We start from the raw sequence: 22,237 nt of genomic DNA, 5'->3' as shown, positions 1-22,237 counted from the left end.
ACGATGCGATCGACCGCTGTTTTCGCGCTGGGCGTGGTGGCATTGCCAGGGGCGGCGAGCGCCGCGACGGTCAACGTCACCATTCCGAAGCTGAACGTCGCCGAATATCACAAGCCCTATGTCGCGGTCTGGCTGGAGCCCGCGACCGGCGGCCCGGCGCGCACGCTGGCCGTCTGGTACGACGTCAAGAAGATGGGCGGCGAGCCCGGCACCAAATGGCTCGCCGATCTGCGGGCTTGGTGGCGCAAGGGCGGGCGGAGCATGGCGATGCCTGCCAACGGCATCAGCGGCGCGACCCGTGCGCCCGGCACCCATGCCATCCCGCTGCCCGCCGACCTGAAGCCCGGCCAATATGTCCTGAACGTCGAAGCCGCGCGCGAGACGGGCGGGCGCGAACTGGTGCAGGTGCCGCTGACCGTGCCCAACCCGCAGGCGCGCGGCGCGGGCAGCCATGAACTGGGCGCCGTGACCGTCTCGGCGCGCTGACACAGGGGAGGATCATCATGAAGAACCATCGCGTCAAATTATGGGCCGCCGCCGCGCTGCTGGCGATTCCGGGTCTGGCCTCGGCGCATCGCATGTGGCTACTCCCCTCGGGTACGATCTTCTCGGGCACCGATAGCTGGGTGACGGTCGACAGCGCCGTGTCGAACGACCTGTTCTATGCCGATCACCAGCCCGGCCGGATCGAGATGGTGAAGGTCTGGCAGCCCGACGGCACGCCCGGCCGCATCCAGAACGGCGCGACGGGGCGCTATCGCTCGGTCTTCGATGTGCAGCTCGACAAGCCCGGCACCTGGAAGATCGGGACCGAGATGTCGGGCGTGATGGGCAGCTTCAAGGTCGACGGCGTCGAGAAGCGCGTCGGCGGACGTGGCGGTCCGCCGGGGCCGAACGGGGTGCGCCAGCCGTCGCTGACCGTGGCGGACATTCCCGCCAACGCGACCGATGTGACGCTGACCGAGACGCTCGGCCGCAACGAGATTTTCGTGACGGCGGGCGAGCCGACCCGCATCGTGTTGAAACCCACCGGTAAGGGCCTGGAGCTGGACCCGATCACCCATCCGGACGAGCTGGTCGCGGGCGAGACGGCGAAGTTCCGCTTCCTGGTCGACGGCAAGCCCGCGCCGAATCTGAAGGTCACGATCGTCCCCGGCGGCAAGCGCTACCGCGATGCCGAGGGGGCGAAAGAGGTGACGACCGATGCGCAAGGGCTGCTCAGCTATACCTGGCCGGCGGCGGGCATGTACTGGCTGAACGCGACGCTGACCGACGACAAGCCCAGCGCCCCGCGCGCGACGCAGCGGCGGATGAGCTATGCCACCACGCTGGAAGTCATGACCCCGTGAGGATCGTCCTGCCGCCCCGGATCGAACCGGACGCCGTGGCGAACGGCGATCCGGCGGCGGTCGTCACGCTGGGCGGCGAGACGATGGGGACGATGTGGCGGGTGCTCTATGCCACCCGCGACGTGACCGGCGCGCAAGGCGTCGGCGCGGCGGTACAGGCGCGGCTGGACGATCTGGTCGCGCAGATGAGCCACTGGGCGGCGGATTCGGCCCTGGCGCGGTTCAACCGCTCGGCGGCGGGTAGCTGGAGCGCGCTGCCGCCCGATTTCGCCCGCGTGATCGACACCGGCCTTCGCATCGCGGCGCAGAGTGATGGCGCGTTCGATCCGGCCATCGGGCATCTGGTCGATCTCTGGGGCCATGGTCCGAAGGGCCTCCAGCCCGCGCCGGATGCCGCGGCGATCGCGCAGGCCCATGCAGCGGGTGGCTGGCGACAGCTGCGCTGGGACGCGCAGGCCGCACGGCTGTGGCAGCCGGGTGGCGTCGCGCTCGACCTGTCGGGCATCGCCAAGGGTTATGCCGCCGATGCGGTTGCCGACATGCTGGCGGCTCGGGGCTTTCGACATTGTCTGGTCGAGGTCGGCGGCGAACTGGTCGGGCGTGGCACGCGGCCCGATGGCGAACCCTGGTGGGTCGATCTCGAAACCCCGCCGGGCGCGCAGGTATCGCCGATGCGCGTGGCGCTGCACCAGATGGCGGTCGCGGGCAGCGGCACCTATCGCAAAGGCGAGCACGGCCTCGACCCGCGCACCGGCCATCCACCCATCAACGGCGTGGTGAGCGTGCACGTCATCGCGCAGACCGCGATGCTGGCCGATGCGCTGGCGACGGCGGTGGCGGTGCTGTTTCCCGACCTGTCGGCGCTGGCGCCGATGGAGGTGGCGGCGCGTATTTTGGTCCGGCAGGGTGATATGGTGGAAGAGGTCCTGACCGAGCCCTTACAAAGGCTGCTCGGCTAACTTTCCTCCCCTGCAAGGGGAGGGGGACCAGCGAAGCTGGTGGAGGGGTATAACCGGCGGTGAAGACGTCCAAAATTCGCTAATGTTGACACCCCTCCGTCAGGGCTACGCCCTGCCACCTCCCCTTACAAGGGAGGAATAGGATCAGGTCAGAACCGCCCCCGGAGCGTTACCCGCACATTGCGCGGCGCGCCCGGCATCGTCCACACATCGGCATAGCTGCTGGCGATATAATAGGTGTCGAACAGGTTCTCGATGTCGACGCGCACGTCGAAGCGCGGGTTGACCGCCCAGCTCGCATCCAGCCGCACGGTGGTATAGGCGGGCAGGCGATAGCCGCTGGCGAACGGATCGCCGTTGCGCGCACCGACATGCGTCACGCCGGCGCCCAGCGTCACCATCCCCAGCCGCTGATGCAGGTCGAGCGCGGCGAGGTGCTTGGGGACATTGGACAGCATCGTGCCGATCAGCGCGGTGTTCTTGTCGTTGCGCACCGTCGCATCGGTATAGGTGTAGGTCGCGGTGCCGGTCAGTCCGCCGGCCAGATGCCAGTCGGCCACCGTCTCCACCCCGCGCGAACGCTGGCGACCGATCTGGGTCTTGACGAAGACGTCGACGGCGTTGGGGTTCAGCACGTTGCGCTTGGTCATGGTGAAGAACGCGGTCTGGCCGGTCAGCGCGCCGCCGAAGAGCGTATATTTGGCGCCCACCTCGGTCGACTCGCTGCGCTCGGCGTCGAAGCTGCTGACCCCGTCCGACGGGTTGAGCCGCAGCGACTGGCCCCAGCTGGTGAACAGCGAGAATTGCGGGCTGGCCGCCCAGGTCAGCGCCGCACGCGGCGTGACACCGCGATCGACCGTATCCAGCCGCAGGTCGCCGCGCAGATAGTTGGTCATCGTCTCGCGGAAACTGTTCCAGCGCGCGCCGATCAGCGCGGTGACATCGCCGATGCGGATCAGGTCCTGCGCATAGACGCTCTCGCTGCGATAGGAGGAATAACGATGCGTAAAGCGCGGCGGCACCGGCAGGGGCTGGCCATAGACGGGGTCGAAGGCGTCGATGGTCAGGATCGGCGCGCCCGGTCGTCCGCGCGCCTGGTCCATGCGGAAGTCCAGGCCATGCCGCACCCGGTCGACGCCGATGCGAATGTCGTGCGACAGGCCCAGCCAGTCGAACTTGCCGGTCAGTTCCGCCCGTGCGGTCAGGTCCTGCCAGCGGAAATCGTGGAAGCGCCGCGCCCGGCCGATCGTCCGGCCATCGGCCTGCACCCCGCGCGCGCCGAAGTCGGGCTGGGTGGCATAGCCGGTGAGAAAGCCGTCGCGGCTCGACAGCCCGGCCTCCAGCGCGATCCGGTCGGTCAACGCGGCGAAGACGCTGCCCTGCTGCCACAGCATCCGCTGGGTGATCCGGCCATCGGCGGGCTCGCCCAGAAAGGTGTCGCGGTCCATCGCGCGGGGCTCGCCCCGGATCGCCGCCACGCCGCGATCCATCGGCGCGCGGTTGCGCATGAACTCGGCCTGGTAGAGGAACCGCAGGTCCTGGCTCGGGGTGAAGGACAGTGACGGCGCGATCAGCAGACGGTCGGTGTGGACATAGCGGCGAAAGCTGTCGCCTTCCTCCATCACGCCGATCAGCCGGGCCGATAGGGTGCGCGATACCGGGCCGCTGACATCGCCGGTGGCGCGCACCCGGTTCCAGCTGCCATAGCTGAGCGTCGCTTCGCCTTGGGGCGTGGCGGTGGGTTCCTTGGTGACGATGTTGAGCGACCCGCCGGGTTCACCCAGCCCCGACAGCGCGGCGGCGGCGCCCTTCAGGAATTCGAAGCGTTCGACCGTGGCGACATCGACCGGCGCGTTGAAGCCCAGATTGCTGCTGAACCGATTGATGAGGATGTCGGGGCCGCTATTCTCGTTGCCCGCGAAACCGCGGATCGCATATTTGTCCCACAGGCCGCCAAAGTCGTTCTGCCGCGACACGCCCCCCGCCAGCGCGATCATATCGTCCAGTCGCGTCGCGCCCCGCCGGTCGATCATTCGCTGGTCGATGATGCGCAGGCTCTGCGGATAGCGGTTGGGGGGCGTGTCGGTGCCGGTGATGCTGGCATTGGCGTCGCGCAGGCCGGTGACGACGACATCGGCCGGGCCGGCATCCTGGGCCTTATCCTCGGCCTTTGGGGCGGGCGCGGTCTGGGCATGGGCCCCGTGCGCCATCATCGCTCCCGCCAGCATCACGGTACGCAGTATCACCTTCGACTTCATCCCTGCCCCGCTTCAATCGATTTCGCGGGCGCCAATATCGATAATGCTAATAACTCGCAATCATATATTGAGCGGATAAGCGGCGGGGCCTGTCACGCCTTTGCCATGCGTTTCTGCCAGACGGGGGCGTGACTCGGGCAGGTTCCGGGCAGCTTTGGTAGTAATGGGTGATGGAATGACCGGATTCTGGCAGGCTCTGCGGATCATGGCGGCAATGGCGGCGGCGACCATGCCACTGGCGGCGACGGCCCAGGCGCTGAAGGTCATGACCTTCAATGTCCGCTATGCCTCGGATGACGGGGCGGAGCGCTGGTCGGTGCGGCGGCCGGTGATGGCCGAACTGATCCGCCGCGCCGCCCCGGATGTGATCGGCACGCAGGAACTGCTGCAGCGGCAGGGCGACGATCTCGTCGCCGCGCTGCCCGGCTATCGCTGGTTCGGCCGCGATCGGCGCGGCGGTCATGGCGACGAGCATATGGGTATCCTCTACCGCACCGACCGGCTGACCCTGATCGACCATGGCGACTTCTGGCTGTCGGATACGCCGGATGTCGTGGGCAGCCAGAGCTGGGGCACCGACCTGCCGCGCATGGTGAACTGGGCGGTGTTCGAGACGAAGGGGGACCGTCCGCGCCGCTTCCTGTTCGTCGATACCCATCTGGCGCACCGTGACGAGGATGCCGCGGCGCGGGAGAAGGCGGCGCAGCTGATCCTGTCGCGGCTGTCCGCCCTGGCGAAGGGGCTTCCGATCGTGCTGGCGGGCGACATGAATGCGCGGCCGGATACCGCCGCCTATCGCCGCTTCGCGGCCGCGCTGACCGATGCCCGCGACAGCGCGACGCGGCGCGAGGGGCCGGAGATGACCTTCCACGACTTTACCGGCACCCCCGACCGTCGGATCGACTATCTCTTCCTGCGCGGTTTCCGCGCCGAGGCGGTCGCCACCGATACGTACCAGCGGGGGAAGGTCTATCCGTCGGATCATTTCCCGGTCGAGGCGGTGCTGTCCTTTGACGACGGACGCGCCGCCAAGTGAATCTTATTCCTCCCCTGTAAGGGGAGGTGGCGCGCGCAGCGCGTCGGAGGGGAGTGGCAGGTCGAACCCGCCCCGCGGGTTCGAGGATTGCCGGGGGCAATCCGACCTGCCACTCGCTCTCGATAGCAGCACACCCCTCCGTCAGGCCTGACGGCCTGCCACCTCCCCTTGCAGGGGAGGAAGGCTGGGGTTGTTTCCCGATAGCGTTATCATTTGCTCCCTCCTATGATCGCGGCATGAGCCACGGCGGCGCAGAAATCATGCGTCTGCCGGGCATAGGAGAGGGATGAGATGCGGATGGGGCATTCACGGTCCGGCGCCGGGCGGCGCCTGGGATTGGCGCTGCTGCTAGGCACGGCGGCGGCATGGCCGGCCATGGCGGAGGCACGACCGCGCATCCTGACCCCGATCAGCGCCCATGCCGTCCTCCAGCGCGATCGCCCGATCATCGTCGAGGGTTCGGCCGATGCGGGCGAAGCGATCACCGTGACATTGGGCAGCGGTAGCGCCACCGCGACGGCCGACGGCAAGGGCCGCTGGCGCGCGACCCTGCCCGCCATGGCGGCGACCGCCACCCCGCTGACCCTGACCGCGACCGGCCGGGACGGCACGGCCGACACGATGGAGGATCTGCTGGTCGGCGATGTCTGGCTGTGTTCCGGCCAGTCCAACATGGAATATCCGACCAAGCAGGCGCTGAACGGCGAGGGGCTGGTCAAGGGTGCGGCCGATGACCGTATCCGCCTGCTCGACGTGGCACATCATGTCGGCCTGTCCGCCGACGAGCCGCTGGAGACGCGTCCGGTCTGGGCCGCCGCTTCGCCCGTCAGCGTCGCCGATTTCTCCGCCGCCTGCTATCTGATGGTCAAGGATATGGCGGCCAAATCGAACGTGCCGATGGGCGCGATCGACTCGAGCTGGGGCGGGACCAAGATCCTGCCCTGGATCGACGCCACCGATGCGCGCAAGCTGCCCGGCCTGGCCGCGGATGCCGACCTGCTGGCGCTTTATGCCCGCGATCATGCCGCGGGCCTGCGCGCGTTCGGCGATCGCTGGGGCGACTGGTGGCGCAAGGCGAGCGGAACGAAGCGCGGGGCGGAACCATGGAACGCGCCCGACCGGCTGAGCTGGACCCCGGTGCCCAAGTTCGGCCCCTGGGAGGAATGGGGCGTGCCCGCGCTGGCCGACTATAACGGCCTCGTATGGTTCCGGCAGAGCTTCGACCTGCCGACCGCACCGAGCGGCGACGGGCTGATCGAACTGGCGGGGATCGACGAGCTGGACACCGTCTGGGTCAACGGCGTGCCCGTCGGCGCGACTTTCGGCTGGGGCGACTGGCGGCGCTACACCGTGCCGCGCTCGGCGCTGAGAAAGGGGCGGAACGAGATCGTCGTGGCGCTCGGCGACACCTATGGGCCGGGCGGCATGTTCGGCCCGGCCGACCATATCCGGTTCACCCCCGCGGGCGGCCAGCCCATCCCGCTCGGCACCGGCTGGCGCTATTCCGTCTACAAGCGCGACGACCAGAGCTATCCGCGCAGCCCGTGGGAAAGCCATGCGGGTCTGGGCACGCTCTATAACGGCATGATCGCGCCGCTGGGGCCGATCGGGCTGAAGGGCGTCGCCTGGTATCAGGGCGAATCCGATGTCGGGCTGGCCAGCTATGGCGACCGTCTTGCCGCGTTGATGGCGGGCTGGCGGCGGCAGTTCGGCGACCCGAACCTGCCCTTCCTGATCGTGCAGCTCTCCAATTTCGGCGCGCCGCCGGTCAAGGTCGCCGACAGTGGCTGGGCGGCGCTTCGCGAAACGCAGCGTCTGGTGGTCCTGCGCGATTCCTATAGCGCGCTGGCGACGGCGGTCGACATCGGCGTGCGCAACGACATCCATCCGGCCGACAAGAACGAACTGGCCAAGCGTCTGGTCTTTGCGCAGGCGCATCTGGAGGTGGGCGACCGCGCCAATGCGTCCGGGCCGATGATCGCCTCGGCCACGCGGGCGGGGGGCGAGGTGGTGCTGCGCTTCAACGGCGTGCAGGGGGGGCTCCATGCGTGGAGCGCGGCCGCGCCGATCGGGTTCGAGCTGTGCGATGCGTCGGCCTGCCGCTATGCGAATGCGACGGTGAACGGGTCGGAAGTGCGGCTGGCGGACGCGAGGCCCGGCGATGTGCGGGTGCGCTATGCCTGGGCCGATGCGCCGGTCATCAATTTCTATGACGAGGCGCCGCATCCGGTGGTGCCGTTCGAGGCGGTTATCGCGGGAGAGTGATCCCAAAATTCCTCCCCTGCAAGGGGAGGGGGAGCATGCGCAGCATGGTGGAGGGGTGTCCCGCTCTCGAGAGGGTGACACCCCTCCGTCAGGCCTTCGGCCTGCCACCTCCCCTTGCAGGGGAGGAAGGGCAAAATACCGCCACTCGACGTGTCCATCCGACCAACGCCCCCAAAAGGCGCTTGAAATAAAATTCCATCGGGTTGAAAGATAGCAACGACCCGAGCGGAATCGGGCGAAGCGTTGAGGAGAGAGCATGGCCGTGCCGCCAGAAGGCATTTCGCGCGCCAACCTGGCCCCGTTGCAGCTGCACGTGCCCGAGCCGAAATTCCGGCCGGGCGATGCGGTCGACTTCGCCGGTGTCGAGGTTCCCCCCGCCGGCGCGCAGCGCCGCCCGGACACCGCCGCGCCCGCCGACAGCTTCCACGAACTCAGCTACACGCTGATCCGCGTGCTGGATGACGAGGGGCGTGCGGTCGGTCCCTGGGACCCCAAGCTTTCGCCCGATGGCCTGCGCCGGATGCTGCGCCACATGGTCCTGCTCCGCGCCTTCGACGAGCGCATGTTCCGGGCGCAGCGCCAGGGCAAGACCAGCTTCTACATGAAGGCGCTGGGCGAGGAGGCGGTCGCCGTCGCCGCTGCCCATGCGCTGGACTATGAGGATATGTGCTTCCCCTCCTATCGCCAGCAGGGGCTGTTGATCGCGCGCGACTGGCCGCTGGTCGACATGATGAACCAGATCTATTCCAACAGCGCGGACCGGCTGGGCGGCAAGCAGCTTCCCATCATGTATTCGGCCAAGGAAGCGGGCTTTTTCTCGATCTCGGGCAATCTGACGACGCAATATCCGCAAGCCGTGGGCTGGGCGATGGCCTCGGCCGCCAAGGGCGACACCCGGATCGCCGCCGTGTGGTGCGGCGAGGGCTCGACGGCGGAGGGCGATTTCCACTCGGCCTGCACCTTCGCCGCCGTCTATCGCGCGCCGGTCGTCATGAACGTCGTCAACAACCAGTGGGCGATCTCCAGCTTCTCCGGCTTTGCGGGGGCTGAGGCGACGACCTTTGCCGCGCGGGCGATCGGCTATGGCATTGCAGGCCTCAGGGTCGACGGTAATGACGCGCTGGCGGTCTATGCCGCCACGCAATGGGCGGCCGAGCGCGCGCGGACCAACCAGGGCGCGACGCTGATCGAGCATTTCACCTATCGCACCGAGGGGCATTCGACCTCGGACGACCCGACTCAGTACCGCTCGGCGGGCGAGCCGACCGCTTGGCCGCTAGGCGATCCGATCCGGCGGTTGAAGGATCACCTGATCGCGCTGGGCGAGTGGGACGAGGAACGCCACGCCGCCCAGGACCGCGAGGTCGCCGAGGAAGTCCGCACCGCGCAAAAGGCGGCCGAGGCTAACGGGATTCTCGGCCACGGTCTTCACCAGCCGCTCGACAGCCTGTTCGACGGCGTGTTCGAGGACATGCCCTGGCACTTACGCGAGCAGCGCCAGCAGATGCTCGACGAGGAACAGGCGAGCGGACGGCCATGGGCACGCAAGTGACGGCCGCCACCTGTTCCCCGGCGAAGGCCGGGGCCCAGTCTCCACGCAGCCTGTGGCGCGCCATGACGCCGCGTGGGAGGCGAACCGCCCCGCGCCGCCGCGATGACACCGCAACTGGACCCCGGCCTTCGCCGGAGAACGGGGCTGGTAAGGGTTCTGTCCTGTGAACGAAGTCACCGAAACCGCCCCCGAAACGGGCGAAACCACCCGCATGAACATGATCCAGGCGATCAACTCCGCCATGGACGTGGTCATGGCGCGCGACCCGGACGTGGTCGTGATGGGCGAGGATGTCGGCTATTTCGGCGGCGTCTTCCGCGCGACCGCGGGCCTCCAGAAGAAATATGGCAAGACCCGCGTGTTCGACACGCCGATCACCGAATGCGGCATCATCGGCGTCGCGGTCGGCATGGGGGCATACGGCCTGCGCCCGGTGCCGGAGATTCAGTTCGCCGACTATATCTACCCCGCGCTCGACCAGCTCGTGTCGGAGGCGGCGCGTCTGCGCTATCGCTCGGCGGGCGAGTTTACAGCACCCATCACCGTGCGATCGCCATTCGGCGGCGGCATCTTCGGCGGGCAGACGCATAGCCAGTCGCCCGAGGGCATCTTTACCCATGTCTCCGGCATTAAGACGGTGATCCCGGCGACGCCTTATGACGCCAAGGGCCTGCTGATTGCCGCGATCGAGGACAATGACCCCGTCCTCTTCTTCGAGCCCAAGCGTATCTATAACGGCCCGTTCAACGGCCATTGGGATCGGCCGGCGGAGAATTGGTCCAAGCATCCCGGCGGCGAAGTCCCGACCGGCTATTACAAGATTCCGCTCGGTAAGGCGGCGACCGTGCGCGCGGGCGAGGCGGTGACCATCCTGTGTTACGGCACGATGGTCCATGTCTGCGCCGCCGTCGTCGCCGAGATGGGGGTGGATGCCGAGATTCTCGACCTGCGCACGCTGGTGCCGCTCGACATCGCGGCGATCGAGGAGTCGGTGAAGAAGACCGGCCGCTGCATGATCGTGCATGAGGCGACGCGGACCGGCGGCTACGGTGCGGAGCTGTCTGCGCTGGTCCAGGAACGCTGCTTCTATCACCTCGAAGCGCCGATCGCGCGTGTGACCGGCTTCGACACGCCCTATCCGCACAGCCTGGAATGGGCCTATTTCCCCGGCCCGGTCCGCATCGGCCAGGCGCTCAAGACTTTGCTGAAGGACGCCTGACATGGCCCGTTTCACCTTCCGCCTGCCCGACATCGGCGAAGGCATCTCCGAGGCCGAGATCGTCGCTTGGCATGTGAAGCTGGGCGACCGGGTCGAGGAGGACCAGTCGGTCGCTGACATGATGACCGACAAGGCCACGGTCGAGATGGAATCGCCCGTGTCGGGTACGGTCGTCGAACTGGCGGGCGAGGTCGGCGATCAGGTGCCGATCGGATCGGCGCTGATGGTCATCGAGACGGACGTGGTGGAGGCGTCGCCCGCGACGGAAGAGGCGGTGCTGGAGGCGGAAAACCCCGGCGTCGAAGAAGCGCAAACTCCCTCTCCCCTCTGGGGAGAGGGCCGGGGTGAGGGGCCGCCGCAAGCGACCCCGCCCGCTGAATCGCCCGTGGCCGCCCCTCACCCCGACCCTCTCCCCAGAGGGGAGAGGGAGCAGGAGAAAAAGGTTCTGGCCTCACCCGCCGTTCGGGCGCGGGCGCACGATCTGGGCGTCGATCTTGGCAGCGTGAAGCCTGCCGAAGGCGACCGTGTGCGTCATTCGGACCTCGATGCCTTCCTGCGTTATGGTTCGGGCCAGGGCTACACCCCCGCTCGTGCGCCCCGTGCCGATGAAACCGTGCGCATCATCGGCATGCGCCGCCGCATCGCCGAGAACATGGCCGCCTCCAAGCGCGCCATCCCGCATTTCACCTATGTCGAGGAAATCGACGTCACCGCGCTGGAGGAGACGCGCGCGCAGTTGAACGCCGGGCGCGGTAACCGGCCCAAGCTGACGATGCTTCCCCTCCTGATCGTCGCGATCTGCAAGACACTGCCCGACTTCCCGATGCTCAACGCGCGCTATGATGACGAGGCGGGCGTGGTGCACCGTTCGGGCGCGGTGCATATGGGTATGGCGACGCAGACCCCGGCCGGGCTGATGGTCCCCGTCATCCGCCATGCCGAGAGCCGCAATGTCTGGCAGCTGGCGACCGAGATCGCCCGCCTCGCCGAGGCCGCGCGCGCCGGGAGCATCGCCAGCGGCGATATGGGTGGCGGCACGATCACGCTCACCTCGCTGGGGCCGCTGGGCGGGATCGCCACGACGCCGGTCATCAATCGGCCGGAGGTGGCGATCATCGGCCCCAACCGTATCGTCGAGCGGCCGGTCTTCCGTTCGGACGGGCGCGGTGGCGAGACCATCGCGCGGGCCAAGCTGATGAACCTGTCGATCAGCTGCGACCACCGGGTCGTCGATGGCTATGACGCGGCGAGCTATGTGCAGGCGTTGAAGCGGTTGCTGGAAACGCCGGTGATGCTGTTCGCGGATTGATGGTGAGGTCGGGACGTGCGCTTCGACTTCGCTCAGCGTGAACGGCTGTTGGTATTCATCCCCGACCTCCGTTCAGCCTGAGCGAAGTCGAAGGCCACGCCGGGACCCGGCCATGAACCAAATCCCTTCCCCCGCGTCCTGCTCCCGGGACAGGAGGATGCCATGCGCGGAATGACGGCAGGGTCGGTCGAGATGATATCGGACGGAACGCTTCGCGGCATGATCGGCGGCGACGTGATCGTCGCACCCGGCGTCCACGCAACCATAAAGGCCATGGTGGGGGGCGACGTCGTCGTCGAGCGCGGTGCGTCGGTGCGGATCACCGGCATGGTGTCAGGCCGGGTCGTCAATCTGGGCGGCGCGGTCGAGGTGCGGGGCATGGTCGCGGGGTAAGCCCCGGCTTGCCATCCGCCCGTCTAGCGTCGACAGGGGCGGCATGACGACCGCCCAACCCGCACGCTCCGGCCTGTTGCTCGGCATCGGCGCCTATATCAGCTGGGGCCTGTTGCCCCTGTATCTCAAGCTGTTGAAGGGCGTGCCCGCGCTCCAGGTGCTGGCGCATCGCATCCTCTGGTCGCTGTTGCTGCTCGCGGTCGTGGTGCTGGTCGCCCGGCGGGGCCGGGCGATCCGGGCGGCGGCGCGGGGGCGGACCTTGCTGCTGCTGTGTACCAGCGCCGTGCTGATCGCGCTGAACTGGCTGATCTATATCTGGTCGGTGCAGAACGACCATGTGCTGGAGGCGAGCCTCGGCTATTTCATCAATCCGCTGGTCAATGTCGGGCTCGGCGTCGCGCTGCTCGGCGAACGGATCCGGCGCGGGCAGGCCGTGGCGGTGGGGATCGCCGCCATCGGCGTGGTGATATTGGCGATCAGCGGGGGCGGGGCCATCTGGATCTCGCTCGCGCTGGCGCTGTCGTTCGGCTTTTATGGTTTTGTCCGCAAGATCGCGGCGATCGACGCGCTGGGCGGCCTGACCGTCGAGACGCTGCTGCTCGCCGGGCCCGCGCTGGCGGTGCTGTTCCAGGCGCAGGCGAACGGCACGGCGGCGTTCGGCGTGGACCGGCATCTCGACATGCTGCTGATCCTGGCGGGCGCGGTGACGGCGGCGCCGCTGCTGATGTTCGCGGCGGCCGCCCGGCGGATGCGGTACGCGACGCTGGGGCTCCTGCAATATATCGCGCCGACCCTGCAATTCGCCCAGGCCGTGCTGCTGTTCGGCGAGCCGCTGAAACCCCTCCACATCGTGACGTTCGTGCTGATCTGGATGGGGTGCGGGCTCTATGCCTTTGACAGTGTGCGGGCGAGTCGCCGCGCTCAATAGGTCTTCCGCCCGCTCTGTAACTTCGCCACCGCGCGGCGCAGCACCCCGCGCGGCGCGATCCGCGTGCTGGCGGCAGTCAGGCGGTTGAGCAGCCCCGACACCATCACCGCCTGGCCCCGCTCCAGCGCCGCCAAACCGTCGCGCACCACCTGTTCGGAGGTCCCGGCGAAACGCTCAAACAGCGGCGTCTCGGCCATCCCCGCGACATCGGCGAACTCGGTTTTCGTCGGCCCAGGACACAGCGCCGTGACCGTCACGCCGCGTGCGCGCACCTCCTCGTGCAGCGCCTCGGAAAAGTGCAGCACGAACGCCTTGCTGGCATAATAGACCGCCATATAGGGCCCCGGCTGAAAGGCGGCGGTGGACGCGACGTTCAGCACATGCCCACGCCCGCGCGCCAGCATCGGCGGCAACAGGGCATGGGTCAGCGTCACCAGCGCGCGGATGTTCAGGTCGATCATGCCGGTCTGCGTCGCCAGATCGCTCTCGGCGAAATCGCCCAGCGTGCCATAGCCGGCATTGTTGATAAGCGTGTCGATCGACAGCCCGCGATCGGCGATCCCGTCGAGCAGCGCCTTCACGCCCTCCGCCCTGCCCAGATCGGCGGAGACGACGTGCACCTCCACCCCCGGCCGCTGCCCTAGTTCGCGGGCCAGCGCGGCCAGCCGCTCGGTACGCCGGGCGGTCAGCACCAGGGTCACCGGCTTCTTCGCCAGTGCACGCGCGAAATCGGCGCCCAGCCCGGCCGAGGCGCCGGTAATCAGGATGGTGTCGGGCATCGCCGTCTCCTTCGCGGGCGGTTGTTATCCGTTCAGCCAGCCGCCGGTGAATCCTGCCCTTAGCAATCCGCGTCGCAGATGCGGGTTCCGCTTCATCGTATTCCAGATCAGCCCGGTGCGGTGATTCTCGATCATCGCGACGATCGGTCCCTGGTCGATACCCAGATAATCCTTGTCCACCCAGCCGACGCCGGGGACGATCTCGCCATGCTTCAGCGGCTCGGCGGGCTTGGTCAGCGTCGGGTTGAAGGCGTCGAGAAAGCCGTATTTGCCGTAGATGCCGGCACCATAGCGATCGTGCATCGCCTTGACGGCCGGGATCGCGATGTCGGGTGCGAACGCGATGGAGGAGGCCGCCGCAGTTGGGGCGAGCGTGCCGTCGTCGCGCTCCCCGGGCCCCCGCGCCGAATAGCTGAAGAATTCGCGTTTCACCCCGTCGATGGTCTGGGTGAAATCACCCGGCCCGTCACAGGCGGTCAGGCCCCAGACGTCCGGGCCGTACCCCGTCCAACGCCCCGGATTGTCGATGGCGTAAAGGCGCTGGGCATGGGTCGCGCGGCGGCTATTCTCGAAATAGTCGATGCCCTTGGCGGCCATATAGCCGTCGCGGATGCCTTTGAAATCGACCCAGACATGGCTGTACTGGTGCCCGAACAACGGCGAGAATTGCAGATGGGGCTCGCCCCAGCGATTGCCCCAGCTTGGCTCGAACCGCTGGGTCCAGGCCTGCCACGTACCGTCGGGCAGCGGATGGGTGGGGGAACCCAGCGCCAGCAGATAGAGCAGCATCGATTCGTTATAGGCGTTCCAGTCGGCGTTGATGAAGCCGGTCTCGGGCAGCCAGCCCATCGCGACGAAGGGCATACGCGGCCGGATCCAGGTCCAGTCGACCGCGCCGTAGATTTGGTCCGCCAAAGCACGGATGCGCACCTCGTCCGGATGATCGCCATCGAACCAGCTCTGGGCGAAGAGCATCCCGCCCAGGAGCAGTGCGGTGTCGATCGTCGACAGCTCGCACTTGGCGAAGCGCAGGCCCTTGGTGACGCCCAGGAAATGGTAGAAGAACCCCTTATAGCCGCTGAACCCGGTCGCGTCCGGCCCTTGCGGCGCATCGGCGAAGAATTTCAGCGTGGTCAGCGTCCGCGCCCGCGCCTCTTCGCGCGTGATCCAGCCATTGACGACGCCCACCGGATAGGCGGTCAGCGCAAAGCCCACCGCCGCGATCGAGGAGAAGGACGGCGTCGGCCAGCGATCGGGTGCAAGGCCGGTATCGGCGTCGGTCGTTTCCCAGAAATAGCGGAAGCTGCGTTCCTGCAGGTCGCGGATCAGGTCGGGCTGGGCCTGGATGATGCGCGGTGGCGCCACATGGGCGCCGGGGCCCGCACAGCCCGTCAACCATGCGGCCAGGCCGAATCCGCCCAGATGCAGGACATGGCGGCGATCGTACATGCTCTCTCCTGATATTGTCTCGCCGGACCGGACGGCGGCGTATTCGTGCTCGCCCGATCCTTCATTCCGGACAGACTAGGCACAGCGGACCGTGTCGGGGAAGAGCCGCTTGGGCGGCGAGGGGGCGATCCGCGCGGCAGGGCATGGAATATGCCTTTATTTCGGTCGCTTGGGTCGGCGGCGGCGCTTGGCGTGAAGAATATTTCATCGCCATGGCTGCGCGTTCCGGCCAGGTGTCGCGGCCCGTCCTATGCGAAGGCAATGCGTCTATCAGCGAAAGGCCGGGAAGGGGCGGCCCACATCGGGGCCGCCCGGCATCCTCTCCGAATCGGAAAGCTTCCGCTCCGTTGCCCGGCGCCAGTCCGTGATCGACCGGTCGCCATGACGAGAAAAGCGCCTAGCGCGACATGTCCGAACCACTCAAGCCTTCCGTCATGCGCATCGACGCTTCCTCATCCCTTGTGTCTTTCGAGCAACGGGTATGGCGCTGGCCATGCTGTTCCCGGCAAGGCTAAGAGAGCGGCATGACTGTGGAAATCCGACAAGACGGCCCGGTGGCGATCCTGACGCTACGGAATCCGCCGAATAATCATCTAGGCCTGGGAACCATTTCGGACTTGGCGAATGCATTCGATTCGGCCGACGCCGATCCTGCGGTACGCGCGATCCTGCTGCGGTCCGAAGGACGGGTATTCTGCGCGGGGGCGGATCTGGTCAACGCCAATCCGGTGGCCGATCCCCTGCCGCCGGGCGAGCGCAGCCCCTTTTATATGGCGGCGGCGCGGCTGTTCGGCGTGCGGACGCCAGTCGTCGCGGCGATACAGGGCGCGGCGGTGGGGGCCGGCCTGGGTCTGGCACTGGTCGCCGACTTCCGCATCGCCACGCCAGAGGCGCGGTTCGTCGCCAATTTCGTGCAATTGGGGCTGCATCCGGGCTTCGGCATCTCGGCGGTGCTGGAGCGGGTGATCGGTCGCCAGCGCGCGGCGATGATGTTGCTGACCGGACGACGCATCCGCGGCGAAGAGGCCGAGCGCTGGGGGCTGGTCGATCAGCTGGTCCCGGCGGATGCACTGGAGACGACCGCGATGGCCCTGGCGCAGGAGATTGCGGCGGCGGCACCGCTGGCGGTGGCCTCTACCCGTCGCACCCTGCGCGGCGACCTGCGCGTGCTGGTCGAGGCGGCGACCGACCATGAACTGGCCGAACAGGCGATCCTGATGCGGACCGAGGATTTCGCCGAAGGGGTGAAGGCGGTCACCGAGCGACGACCGGGGCGCTTCGTGGGGCGGTGATTCCGCTTGCCGACCACAACCCCGCGCCCGTTCAGCCTGAGCGAAGTCGAAGGCCGCGCCGTTCCTTTGCGGTCAGGCGAAAATGCCCGGAGGCAAAGTTTCCCCTTGGCCTTCGACTTCGCTCAGGCCGAACGGAGCGGGGAACTTATCCCTTGCGCGCCGCCAGTTCGGCCTGGCGCGCGGGCAGCGCCGCCAGGATCGCGCGGCGTTCCTCGGCGGGCTTGGCGCTCCAGTTGGAGATTTCGCGGATCGTCCGCGCGCAGCCCAGGCACCAGCCGGTCGCCTTGTCCATCGTGCAGACCAGGACGCACGGGCTGGCCAGGCTCGCCGGTTGCGGTTCGACGAAGCTGATGATGTCGAGCGACATGGGGTGGCTCAGATCCCGAACGAGACTTTCAGGAAGTCCGGGATCGGGCCGTTCCAGCCACCGTCGTCGGGCGCTTCGTCGGCATTCGAGCGGCGACGGTCGCGGCCCTGATCCCGGCGCGGTTCGTCACCACGCGGCGCGCGCGGCGTCTCGTTGCGGGGCTGTTCGCGCCGGGGTTCCTCGCGACGCGCACGGGGGGTGCGGGCACGGGGGGCTTCCACGATCGTTTCGGCCTCGGGTGCGGTCGTTTCGACCTCCGCCTCGACCTCCGCCGGGCGGGCAGCGCGATCGCGCCGCGAACGGCGGGCGGGGCGCTCCTCCTCGGTCGGAGCGGGCAGCTCGAGCCGGTCGATCTTCTGGCCGGTCAGCTTCTCGATATTCTCAAGATTCTCGGCATCATCGGGCGCGACGAAGGTATAGGCGATGCCCGTCGCACCACCACGGCCGGTGCGGCCGATGCGGTGGACATAATCGTCCGGGTGCCAGGGCGCGTCGAAGTTGAAGACGTGGCTGACGCCCTTGATGTCCAGCCCGCGTGCCGCGACGTCGGAGGCGACCAGAATGTTGATGTCGCCGCGCTTGAACAGCTCGAGCTCGGCCAGGCGCTGCGGCTGTTCCATGTCGCCGTGGATCTCGCCCGAGCGGAAGCCGTGCTGCTTCAGCGACTTGTTCAGCTCGCGCACCGTCGTCTTGCGGTTGCAGAAGATGATCGCGTTGCGCACCTCTTCCTGACCCAGCAGCTGGCGCAGGCGCTTGCGCTTCTCGAACGACTGGGGCGCGACCGGCACGACGAACTGGGCGATGTTGATGTTGGTCGAGGCGGGGCGGGCGACCTCGATCGTCTTGGGGTTTTCCAGGAACTTGTCGGCCAGCTTCTTGATCGGCGGCGGCATGGTCGCGGAGAAGAGCAGGGTCTGGCGCTGCGCGGGCAGCTTGGTGCAGATTTCCTCGATATCGGGGATGAACCCCATGTCGAGCATCCGGTCCGCCTCGTCGATGACGAGCAGCGAACAGCCGGTCAGCAGGATGTTGCCGCGCTGGAACAGGTCCATCAACCGGCCCGGCGTCGCGATCAGCACGTCGACGCCCTTCTCCAGCGCCTTGATCTGGTCGCCCATCGACACACCGCCGATCAGCAGCGCCATCGAGAGCTTTTGACCGGCGCCGTATTTTTCGAAATTCTCGGCGACCTGCGCGGCGAGTTCGCGCGTCGGTTCCAGGATCAGGCTGCGCGGCATCCGCGCGCGGCTGCGGCCATGCGCCAGGATGTCGATCATCGGCAGCACGAAGGCGGCGGTCTTGCCGGTGCCCGTCTGGGCGATGCCGATAATGTCGCGCATCATCAGCACGGACGGGATGGCGGAGGCCTGAATCGGCGTCGGCTCGGTATAGCCGGCGTCGGTGACCGCCTTCAGAAGTTCGTCGGAGAGGCCGAGATCGGCAAAGCTCATGCAGTTTTCCGGAATTTGGCGCGGGATGGGAATCGCCCCGCACTCGCCCAGCAGCTTACGGCGCTTGCGGATTTGGCGATGAATGTCAAGTTTTCCACACTTCGCAAAGGGCGCGGCGGTCGGGCGTTCCCGTCTGACGCTCCCTTTCAGTGCCCCTTCGACAGGCGGGAGGACAGGTTCAGCGGACCGGGACCAATGTCCTGAACCGCTCGATCTCGCAGGTCCGGCCCGCCCGCGTGCGGATCGGGTCGCGGTCGGCGCAGATCTGCCCGTCCGGGCCGGGGCGGATATAGAAGCTGGAATAATAATCGATCTGTCGGCAGTCGCGTGACAGCCGCGCGCGAACCCGCTTGCCGCCGTTCAGGACGATATCGACCGCGCCCTGCTCGGCCGGCAGCGCACCCGCGAGCTGCTGGGCGGGGATGCAGCGGGGGCCCTTGCGCTCCTTCCAGCGAATCGGTGCCGTCGGCGTCGGTGCCGCGCGGGGCACACGGATCACGATATGCTCGCGATAGGTGAACTGCGCATAGCGAATCGTCGGAATCGGATCGGTCGCCCCCAAAAGGGCGGGCGTCGTCAGCGTCATCAGGGCGATGGCGGCAAGGTTTCGGTGGCGGCGCGGCATGTCTGTCGCAATGCACCATAAGCGGCATCGTTGAACGCTTTATGAACCTGTCCTACGCGACACCGCCATGACCCCCGCCCAGACCGCGCTGCTCCAGACCCTTCGTCCCATTTTGGGAGAGAAGGGCATCGTCACCGATCCCGCGCTGATCGCGCCGTGGGAGATCGACTGGCGCCGCCGCTTTTCGGGCCATGCGCCTGCGATCCTCGCCCCGGCCGATATCGCCCAGGTGCAGGCGGTGCTGCGCGCGGCGGCCGCGCACCGGGTGAAGCTGGTGCCGCAGGGGGGCAACAGCTCGATGGTCGGCGGGGCGACGCCGCCCGCCGATGGCTCGGCGCTGATCCTGTCCACCCGGCGAATGAACCGCATCCGCCGGATCGACCCGGGCGCGCACATGGCGGTGGCCGAGGCGGGGGTGATACTGGCCGACCTGCACGCCGCTGCGGAAGGAGAGGGCGCGCGCTTCCCGCTGACCCTGGGGGCAAAGGGCAATGCGACGGTGGGCGGGCTCGTCTCGACCAATGCGGGGGGCACGCAGGTGCTGCGCTTCGGGACGATGCGCGGGCTGACGCTGGGGGTGGAAGCGGTGCTGCCCGACGGGACGCTCTATGACGGGCTGTCCGCGTTGAAGAAGGACAATCGCGGCTATGACCTGGGGCAGCTGCTGATCGGCGCGGAGGGCACGCTGGGGATCGTCACCGCCGCCGCGCTGCGCCTGGCCCCGGCGATCGCGGCTCATGCGACCGCCTGGGTCGGGCTGTCCGATCCCGAGGCGGGGCTGGCGCTGCTGCGCCGGTTGCAGGCGGCGAGCGACATGATCGAGAGTTTCGAGATCCTGCCCGCCGAAAGCCTGGCCGCCGCCGTCGCCCATCTGCCTGGCGCGCGCGCGCCGCTGGAGGGCGCGCATCCCTGGCACGTCCTTATCGAGGCGGTGACGGGCGACCGTCGCGTCGATCCGGCGGCGACGCTGGAGCGCGAACTCGCCCGCGCGCTGGAGGATGGCGTGATCGCGGACGCCGTGATCGCGGCGTCGGATTCGCAAGCGGAGGCCTTCTGGCTGCTCCGCCACTCGCTGTCCGATGCCGAGCGGGCGCTGGGCCCGGCGGTGCAGCACGACATCGCGGTGCCGGTCGAGGGGATGCCGCGCTTCATGGTCGAGGCGGCGGCGGCCTGCGACGCGCGCTTTCCCGGCACCCATGCCTCGGGCTTCGGGCATCTGGGCGACGGCAATATCCATTTCCACGTCCGTGCCGCCCCCGGCACCGACCGCGACCGATTCTATGCCGAACAGGCCGAGACCATCACCCGTTTCGTCCATGATCTGGTGATGGCGGCGGGCGGCACCATCTCGGCCGAACATGGCATCGGCCAGATGAAGCGCGACGAACTCGCCCGCCTGTCGCCCGAGCGGGTCGCGGCGATCCGCGCCATCAAGACGGCGCTGGATCCACACGGTCTGTTCAATCCGGGAAAGCTCGTCGCTTGCGCATGAGGCGCGAGCCCCATAGACACGGGGCCACGACACGCGGCCGGGGGGCTCGCGTGGATAGAGTTTTTGGAGATTATCATGGCCAGCGCGCCGTCCCTTCCGCTTTTCTACAATGGCCTGGAGCCGCTTTCGAGCGAGGCTCATGCGAATTTCAAGGTTCGCCCGCAGGAGACGGCACCCTTTCTGGTCGGCCAGCACGCCATCCCCGTCACCGTCGACGAATTCCCGCTGGTCCAGCGTTTCATGCCGATCGTCTTCTCGGTCGGCGACCAGCCGATCCCGCTGGCGCTGATGGGCCTGAACGAGGGCGTGAACGTCTTCGTCGATGACGAGGGCCGTCTGACCGAGACGAACTTCTACGTCCCCGCCTATATCCGCCGCTATCCGTACATGCTGGCCCGCCTGCGGCCGGAGTCGGAAGAGCTGTCGCTGTGCTTCGACCCGACCTCGCCGACCATCGGCGCGTTCGACGAGGGCGAGGCGCTGTTCGACGGCAACCAGCCCAGCGAGCTGACCAAGAACATCCTGTCGTTCAACGAATCGTTCGAGCAGGCCGGCGCGCGCACCCAGAACTTCATGACCGAGCTGGCCGAGATGGGCCTGCTGATGGACGGCGAAGTCTCGATCCAGCCGGACGGCGCCGAGCAGCCCTTCGTCTATCGCGGCTTCCAGATGATCAACGAGGAAAAGCTGGTCGACATGCGCGGCGACCAGCTGCGCAAGATGAGCCAGTCGGGCATGTTGCCGCTGCTCTATGCGCATCTCTTCTCGCTTTCGCTGATGCGCGACATCTTCGCGCGCCAGGCACAGCAGGGCAAGATGCCGCAGCCCCAGCTCCAGCCGCTGGGCTGATGTGATGCGCGGGCAGGCATTCTCCGGTCCGCGCTACAGCCAGGTCGCGATCGTCTTTCACTGGACGATCGCGGCCCTGGTGGTGGTGAACCTGGCCATCGGGCTGCTCCATGAGAGCCTGCTGCCCGGCACCATCCCACTGCATAAGGCGATCGGCCTGACCGTGCTCGCGCTGACCGCGGGGCGGATCCTATGGCGGCTGGGCCATCGCCCGCCACCCTTGCCCGCCGAGATCCCGGTCTGGGCCCGTGGCAGCGCCCATGCGCTCCACGCCACGCTCTATTTCCTGATGATCGCCATGCCGCTGACCGGCTGGGCGATGGGATCGGGCCGCGACGTGCCGCGCCCGGTCAGCTGGTTCGGCCTGTTCGACGTGCCGCCCCTGCCGATCGGCAAGGCCGCCGGTTTCGGCCACGAAGCGCATGAAATTCTCGGCTGGGCGATGCTGGTGCTGGTTACGATCCATGTCGCGGCGGCGCTGCGCCACCATTTCCTGCTGCGCGACGGCGTACTGGCGCGGATGGGTTTCCGGCGGGGCTGAGCGGCTTCGCGGGCGTTCGTGAAGGGGCGCTTCGACTGATGTTCTGCTAGGGTCAGGACCCATTGATATGAGGCGCGCGATCTGATTCAGGCTCCGAGAGGAGACTGGAATGAGCGACCTGTTT

General features: G+C 67.8%; 20 protein-coding genes. 14 read left to right on the top strand and 6 right to left on the bottom strand.

What is annotated here, in order from left to right; translation table 11 throughout:
* Positions 1–3 precede the first annotated feature (3 nt).
* Genes QZ546_RS06760 through QZ546_RS06750 form a run of 3 tightly spaced genes read left to right on the top strand, consistent with a single transcriptional unit; the run spans position 4 to position 2,308 of the window.
* Positions 4–486, top strand: coding sequence for a DUF2271 domain-containing protein (locus QZ546_RS06760; protein ID WP_294235823.1), 483 nt, complete (start codon positions 4–6; stop codon positions 484–486).
* A 17-nt stretch (positions 487–503) separates the two neighbouring features.
* Complete coding sequence (locus QZ546_RS06755) at positions 504–1,349, top strand: DUF4198 domain-containing protein (protein ID WP_294235822.1); 846 nt, start codon at positions 504–506, stop codon at positions 1,347–1,349.
* The gene (locus QZ546_RS06750) at positions 1,346–2,308 is read left to right on the top strand and encodes an FAD:protein FMN transferase (protein ID WP_294235821.1); all 963 of its coding nucleotides are present in this window, start codon (positions 1,346–1,348) and stop codon (positions 2,306–2,308) included. Before QZ546_RS06755 ends, QZ546_RS06750 begins: the two co-directional genes overlap by 4 nt.
* A gap of 149 nt (positions 2,309–2,457) precedes the next feature.
* On the opposite strand, the gene QZ546_RS06745 is transcribed toward QZ546_RS06750, so the two are convergent.
* Positions 2,458–4,554: a TonB-dependent siderophore receptor gene (locus QZ546_RS06745; RefSeq protein ID WP_294235820.1), complete on the bottom strand. Its 2,097-nt coding sequence runs from the start codon at positions 4,552–4,554 to the stop codon at positions 2,458–2,460.
* Between the two features lie 187 nt (positions 4,555–4,741).
* On the opposite strand from QZ546_RS06745, the gene QZ546_RS06740 reads away from it, so the two are divergent.
* The 7 genes from QZ546_RS06740 (at position 4,742) to rarD (ending at position 13,268) form a co-directional block, all read left to right on the top strand.
* Positions 4,742–5,602: an endonuclease/exonuclease/phosphatase family protein gene (locus tag QZ546_RS06740; RefSeq protein ID WP_294235819.1), complete on the top strand. Its 861-nt coding sequence runs from the start codon at positions 4,742–4,744 to the stop codon at positions 5,600–5,602.
* 297 nt (positions 5,603–5,899) lie between these two features.
* Positions 5,900–7,867 (top strand): sialate O-acetylesterase, encoded by a 1,968-nt coding sequence (locus tag QZ546_RS06735; protein WP_294235818.1) that lies wholly within the window; start codon positions 5,900–5,902, stop codon positions 7,865–7,867.
* Between the two features lie 256 nt (positions 7,868–8,123).
* Positions 8,124–9,419: a 3-methyl-2-oxobutanoate dehydrogenase (2-methylpropanoyl-transferring) subunit alpha gene (locus QZ546_RS06730; RefSeq protein WP_294235817.1), complete on the top strand. Its 1,296-nt coding sequence runs from the start codon at positions 8,124–8,126 to the stop codon at positions 9,417–9,419.
* 211 nt (positions 9,420–9,630) lie between these two features.
* Positions 9,631–10,638 (top strand): alpha-ketoacid dehydrogenase subunit beta, encoded by a 1,008-nt coding sequence (locus tag QZ546_RS06725; RefSeq protein WP_294235924.1) that lies wholly within the window; start codon positions 9,631–9,633, stop codon positions 10,636–10,638.
* A gap of 1 nt (position 10,639) precedes the next feature.
* Complete coding sequence (locus QZ546_RS06720) at positions 10,640–11,947, top strand: dihydrolipoamide acetyltransferase family protein (protein ID WP_294235816.1); 1,308 nt, start codon at positions 10,640–10,642, stop codon at positions 11,945–11,947.
* Positions 11,948–12,109: 162 nt separating this feature from the next.
* Positions 12,110–12,340, top strand: a complete 231-nt coding sequence (locus QZ546_RS06715; RefSeq protein WP_294235815.1) for a hypothetical protein — start codon at positions 12,110–12,112, stop codon at positions 12,338–12,340.
* A gap of 43 nt (positions 12,341–12,383) precedes the next feature.
* On the top strand, positions 12,384–13,268 hold the full coding sequence (rarD, locus tag QZ546_RS06710) for an EamA family transporter RarD (protein ID WP_294235814.1): 885 nt from the start codon (positions 12,384–12,386) through the stop codon (positions 13,266–13,268).
* Here the strand turns inward: rarD and QZ546_RS06705 are convergent.
* Together QZ546_RS06705 and QZ546_RS06700 are read right to left on the bottom strand one after the other, a co-directional pair.
* Complete coding sequence (locus QZ546_RS06705) at positions 13,262–14,047, bottom strand: SDR family oxidoreductase (protein ID WP_294235813.1); 786 nt, start codon at positions 14,045–14,047, stop codon at positions 13,262–13,264. The two genes, rarD and QZ546_RS06705, sit on opposite strands and share 7 nt — an antisense overlap.
* A 24-nt stretch (positions 14,048–14,071) precedes the next feature.
* Positions 14,072–15,496, bottom strand: a complete 1,425-nt coding sequence (locus QZ546_RS06700) for a glucoamylase family protein (RefSeq protein ID WP_294235812.1) — start codon at positions 15,494–15,496, stop codon at positions 14,072–14,074.
* A gap of 524 nt (positions 15,497–16,020) precedes the next feature.
* Here QZ546_RS06700 and QZ546_RS06695 point away from each other — a divergent pair.
* Positions 16,021–16,788, top strand: coding sequence for an enoyl-CoA hydratase/isomerase family protein (locus tag QZ546_RS06695; RefSeq protein ID WP_294235811.1), 768 nt, complete (start codon positions 16,021–16,023; stop codon positions 16,786–16,788).
* 145 nt (positions 16,789–16,933) lie between these two features.
* Here the strand turns inward: QZ546_RS06695 and QZ546_RS06690 are convergent, their stop codons facing one another.
* The 3 genes from QZ546_RS06690 to QZ546_RS06680 form a co-directional block, all read right to left on the bottom strand.
* Complete coding sequence (locus QZ546_RS06690; RefSeq protein ID WP_058716795.1) at positions 16,934–17,155, bottom strand: DUF1289 domain-containing protein; 222 nt, start codon at positions 17,153–17,155, stop codon at positions 16,934–16,936.
* A gap of 8 nt (positions 17,156–17,163) precedes the next feature.
* Positions 17,164–18,606 carry a DEAD/DEAH box helicase gene (locus tag QZ546_RS06685; protein WP_294235810.1) on the bottom strand — a complete coding sequence of 481 codons (1,443 nt, stop codon included), beginning with the start codon at positions 18,604–18,606 and terminating at the stop codon, positions 17,164–17,166.
* A 178-nt stretch (positions 18,607–18,784) separates the two neighbouring features.
* Positions 18,785–19,231, bottom strand: coding sequence for a hypothetical protein (locus tag QZ546_RS06680; RefSeq protein WP_294235809.1), 447 nt, complete (start codon positions 19,229–19,231; stop codon positions 18,785–18,787).
* A 67-nt stretch (positions 19,232–19,298) separates the two neighbouring features.
* Here QZ546_RS06680 and QZ546_RS06675 point away from each other — a divergent pair, with 67 nt between their 5' ends.
* The 3 genes from QZ546_RS06675 to QZ546_RS06665 all read left to right on the top strand — a co-directional run bounded on the left by QZ546_RS06675 (position 19,299) and on the right by QZ546_RS06665 (position 22,113).
* On the top strand, positions 19,299–20,723 hold the full coding sequence (locus QZ546_RS06675) for an FAD-binding oxidoreductase (protein WP_294235808.1): 1,425 nt from the start codon (positions 19,299–19,301) through the stop codon (positions 20,721–20,723).
* Positions 20,724–20,798: 75 nt separating this feature from the next.
* On the top strand, positions 20,799–21,572 hold the full coding sequence (locus QZ546_RS06670; protein ID WP_294235807.1) for a SapC family protein: 774 nt from the start codon (positions 20,799–20,801) through the stop codon (positions 21,570–21,572).
* 4 nt (positions 21,573–21,576) lie between these two features.
* Positions 21,577–22,113: a cytochrome b gene (locus QZ546_RS06665; RefSeq protein WP_294235806.1), complete on the top strand. Its 537-nt coding sequence runs from the start codon at positions 21,577–21,579 to the stop codon at positions 22,111–22,113.
* Positions 22,114–22,237: the final 124 nt, after the last annotated feature.

Source organism: uncultured Sphingomonas sp., assembly GCF_913062585.1.
GTDB lineage: Bacteria > Pseudomonadota > Alphaproteobacteria > Sphingomonadales > Sphingomonadaceae > Sphingomonas.
Note: the sequence above shows the minus strand (reverse complement) of the source record. Positions and strands in the feature narration are given on the sequence as shown.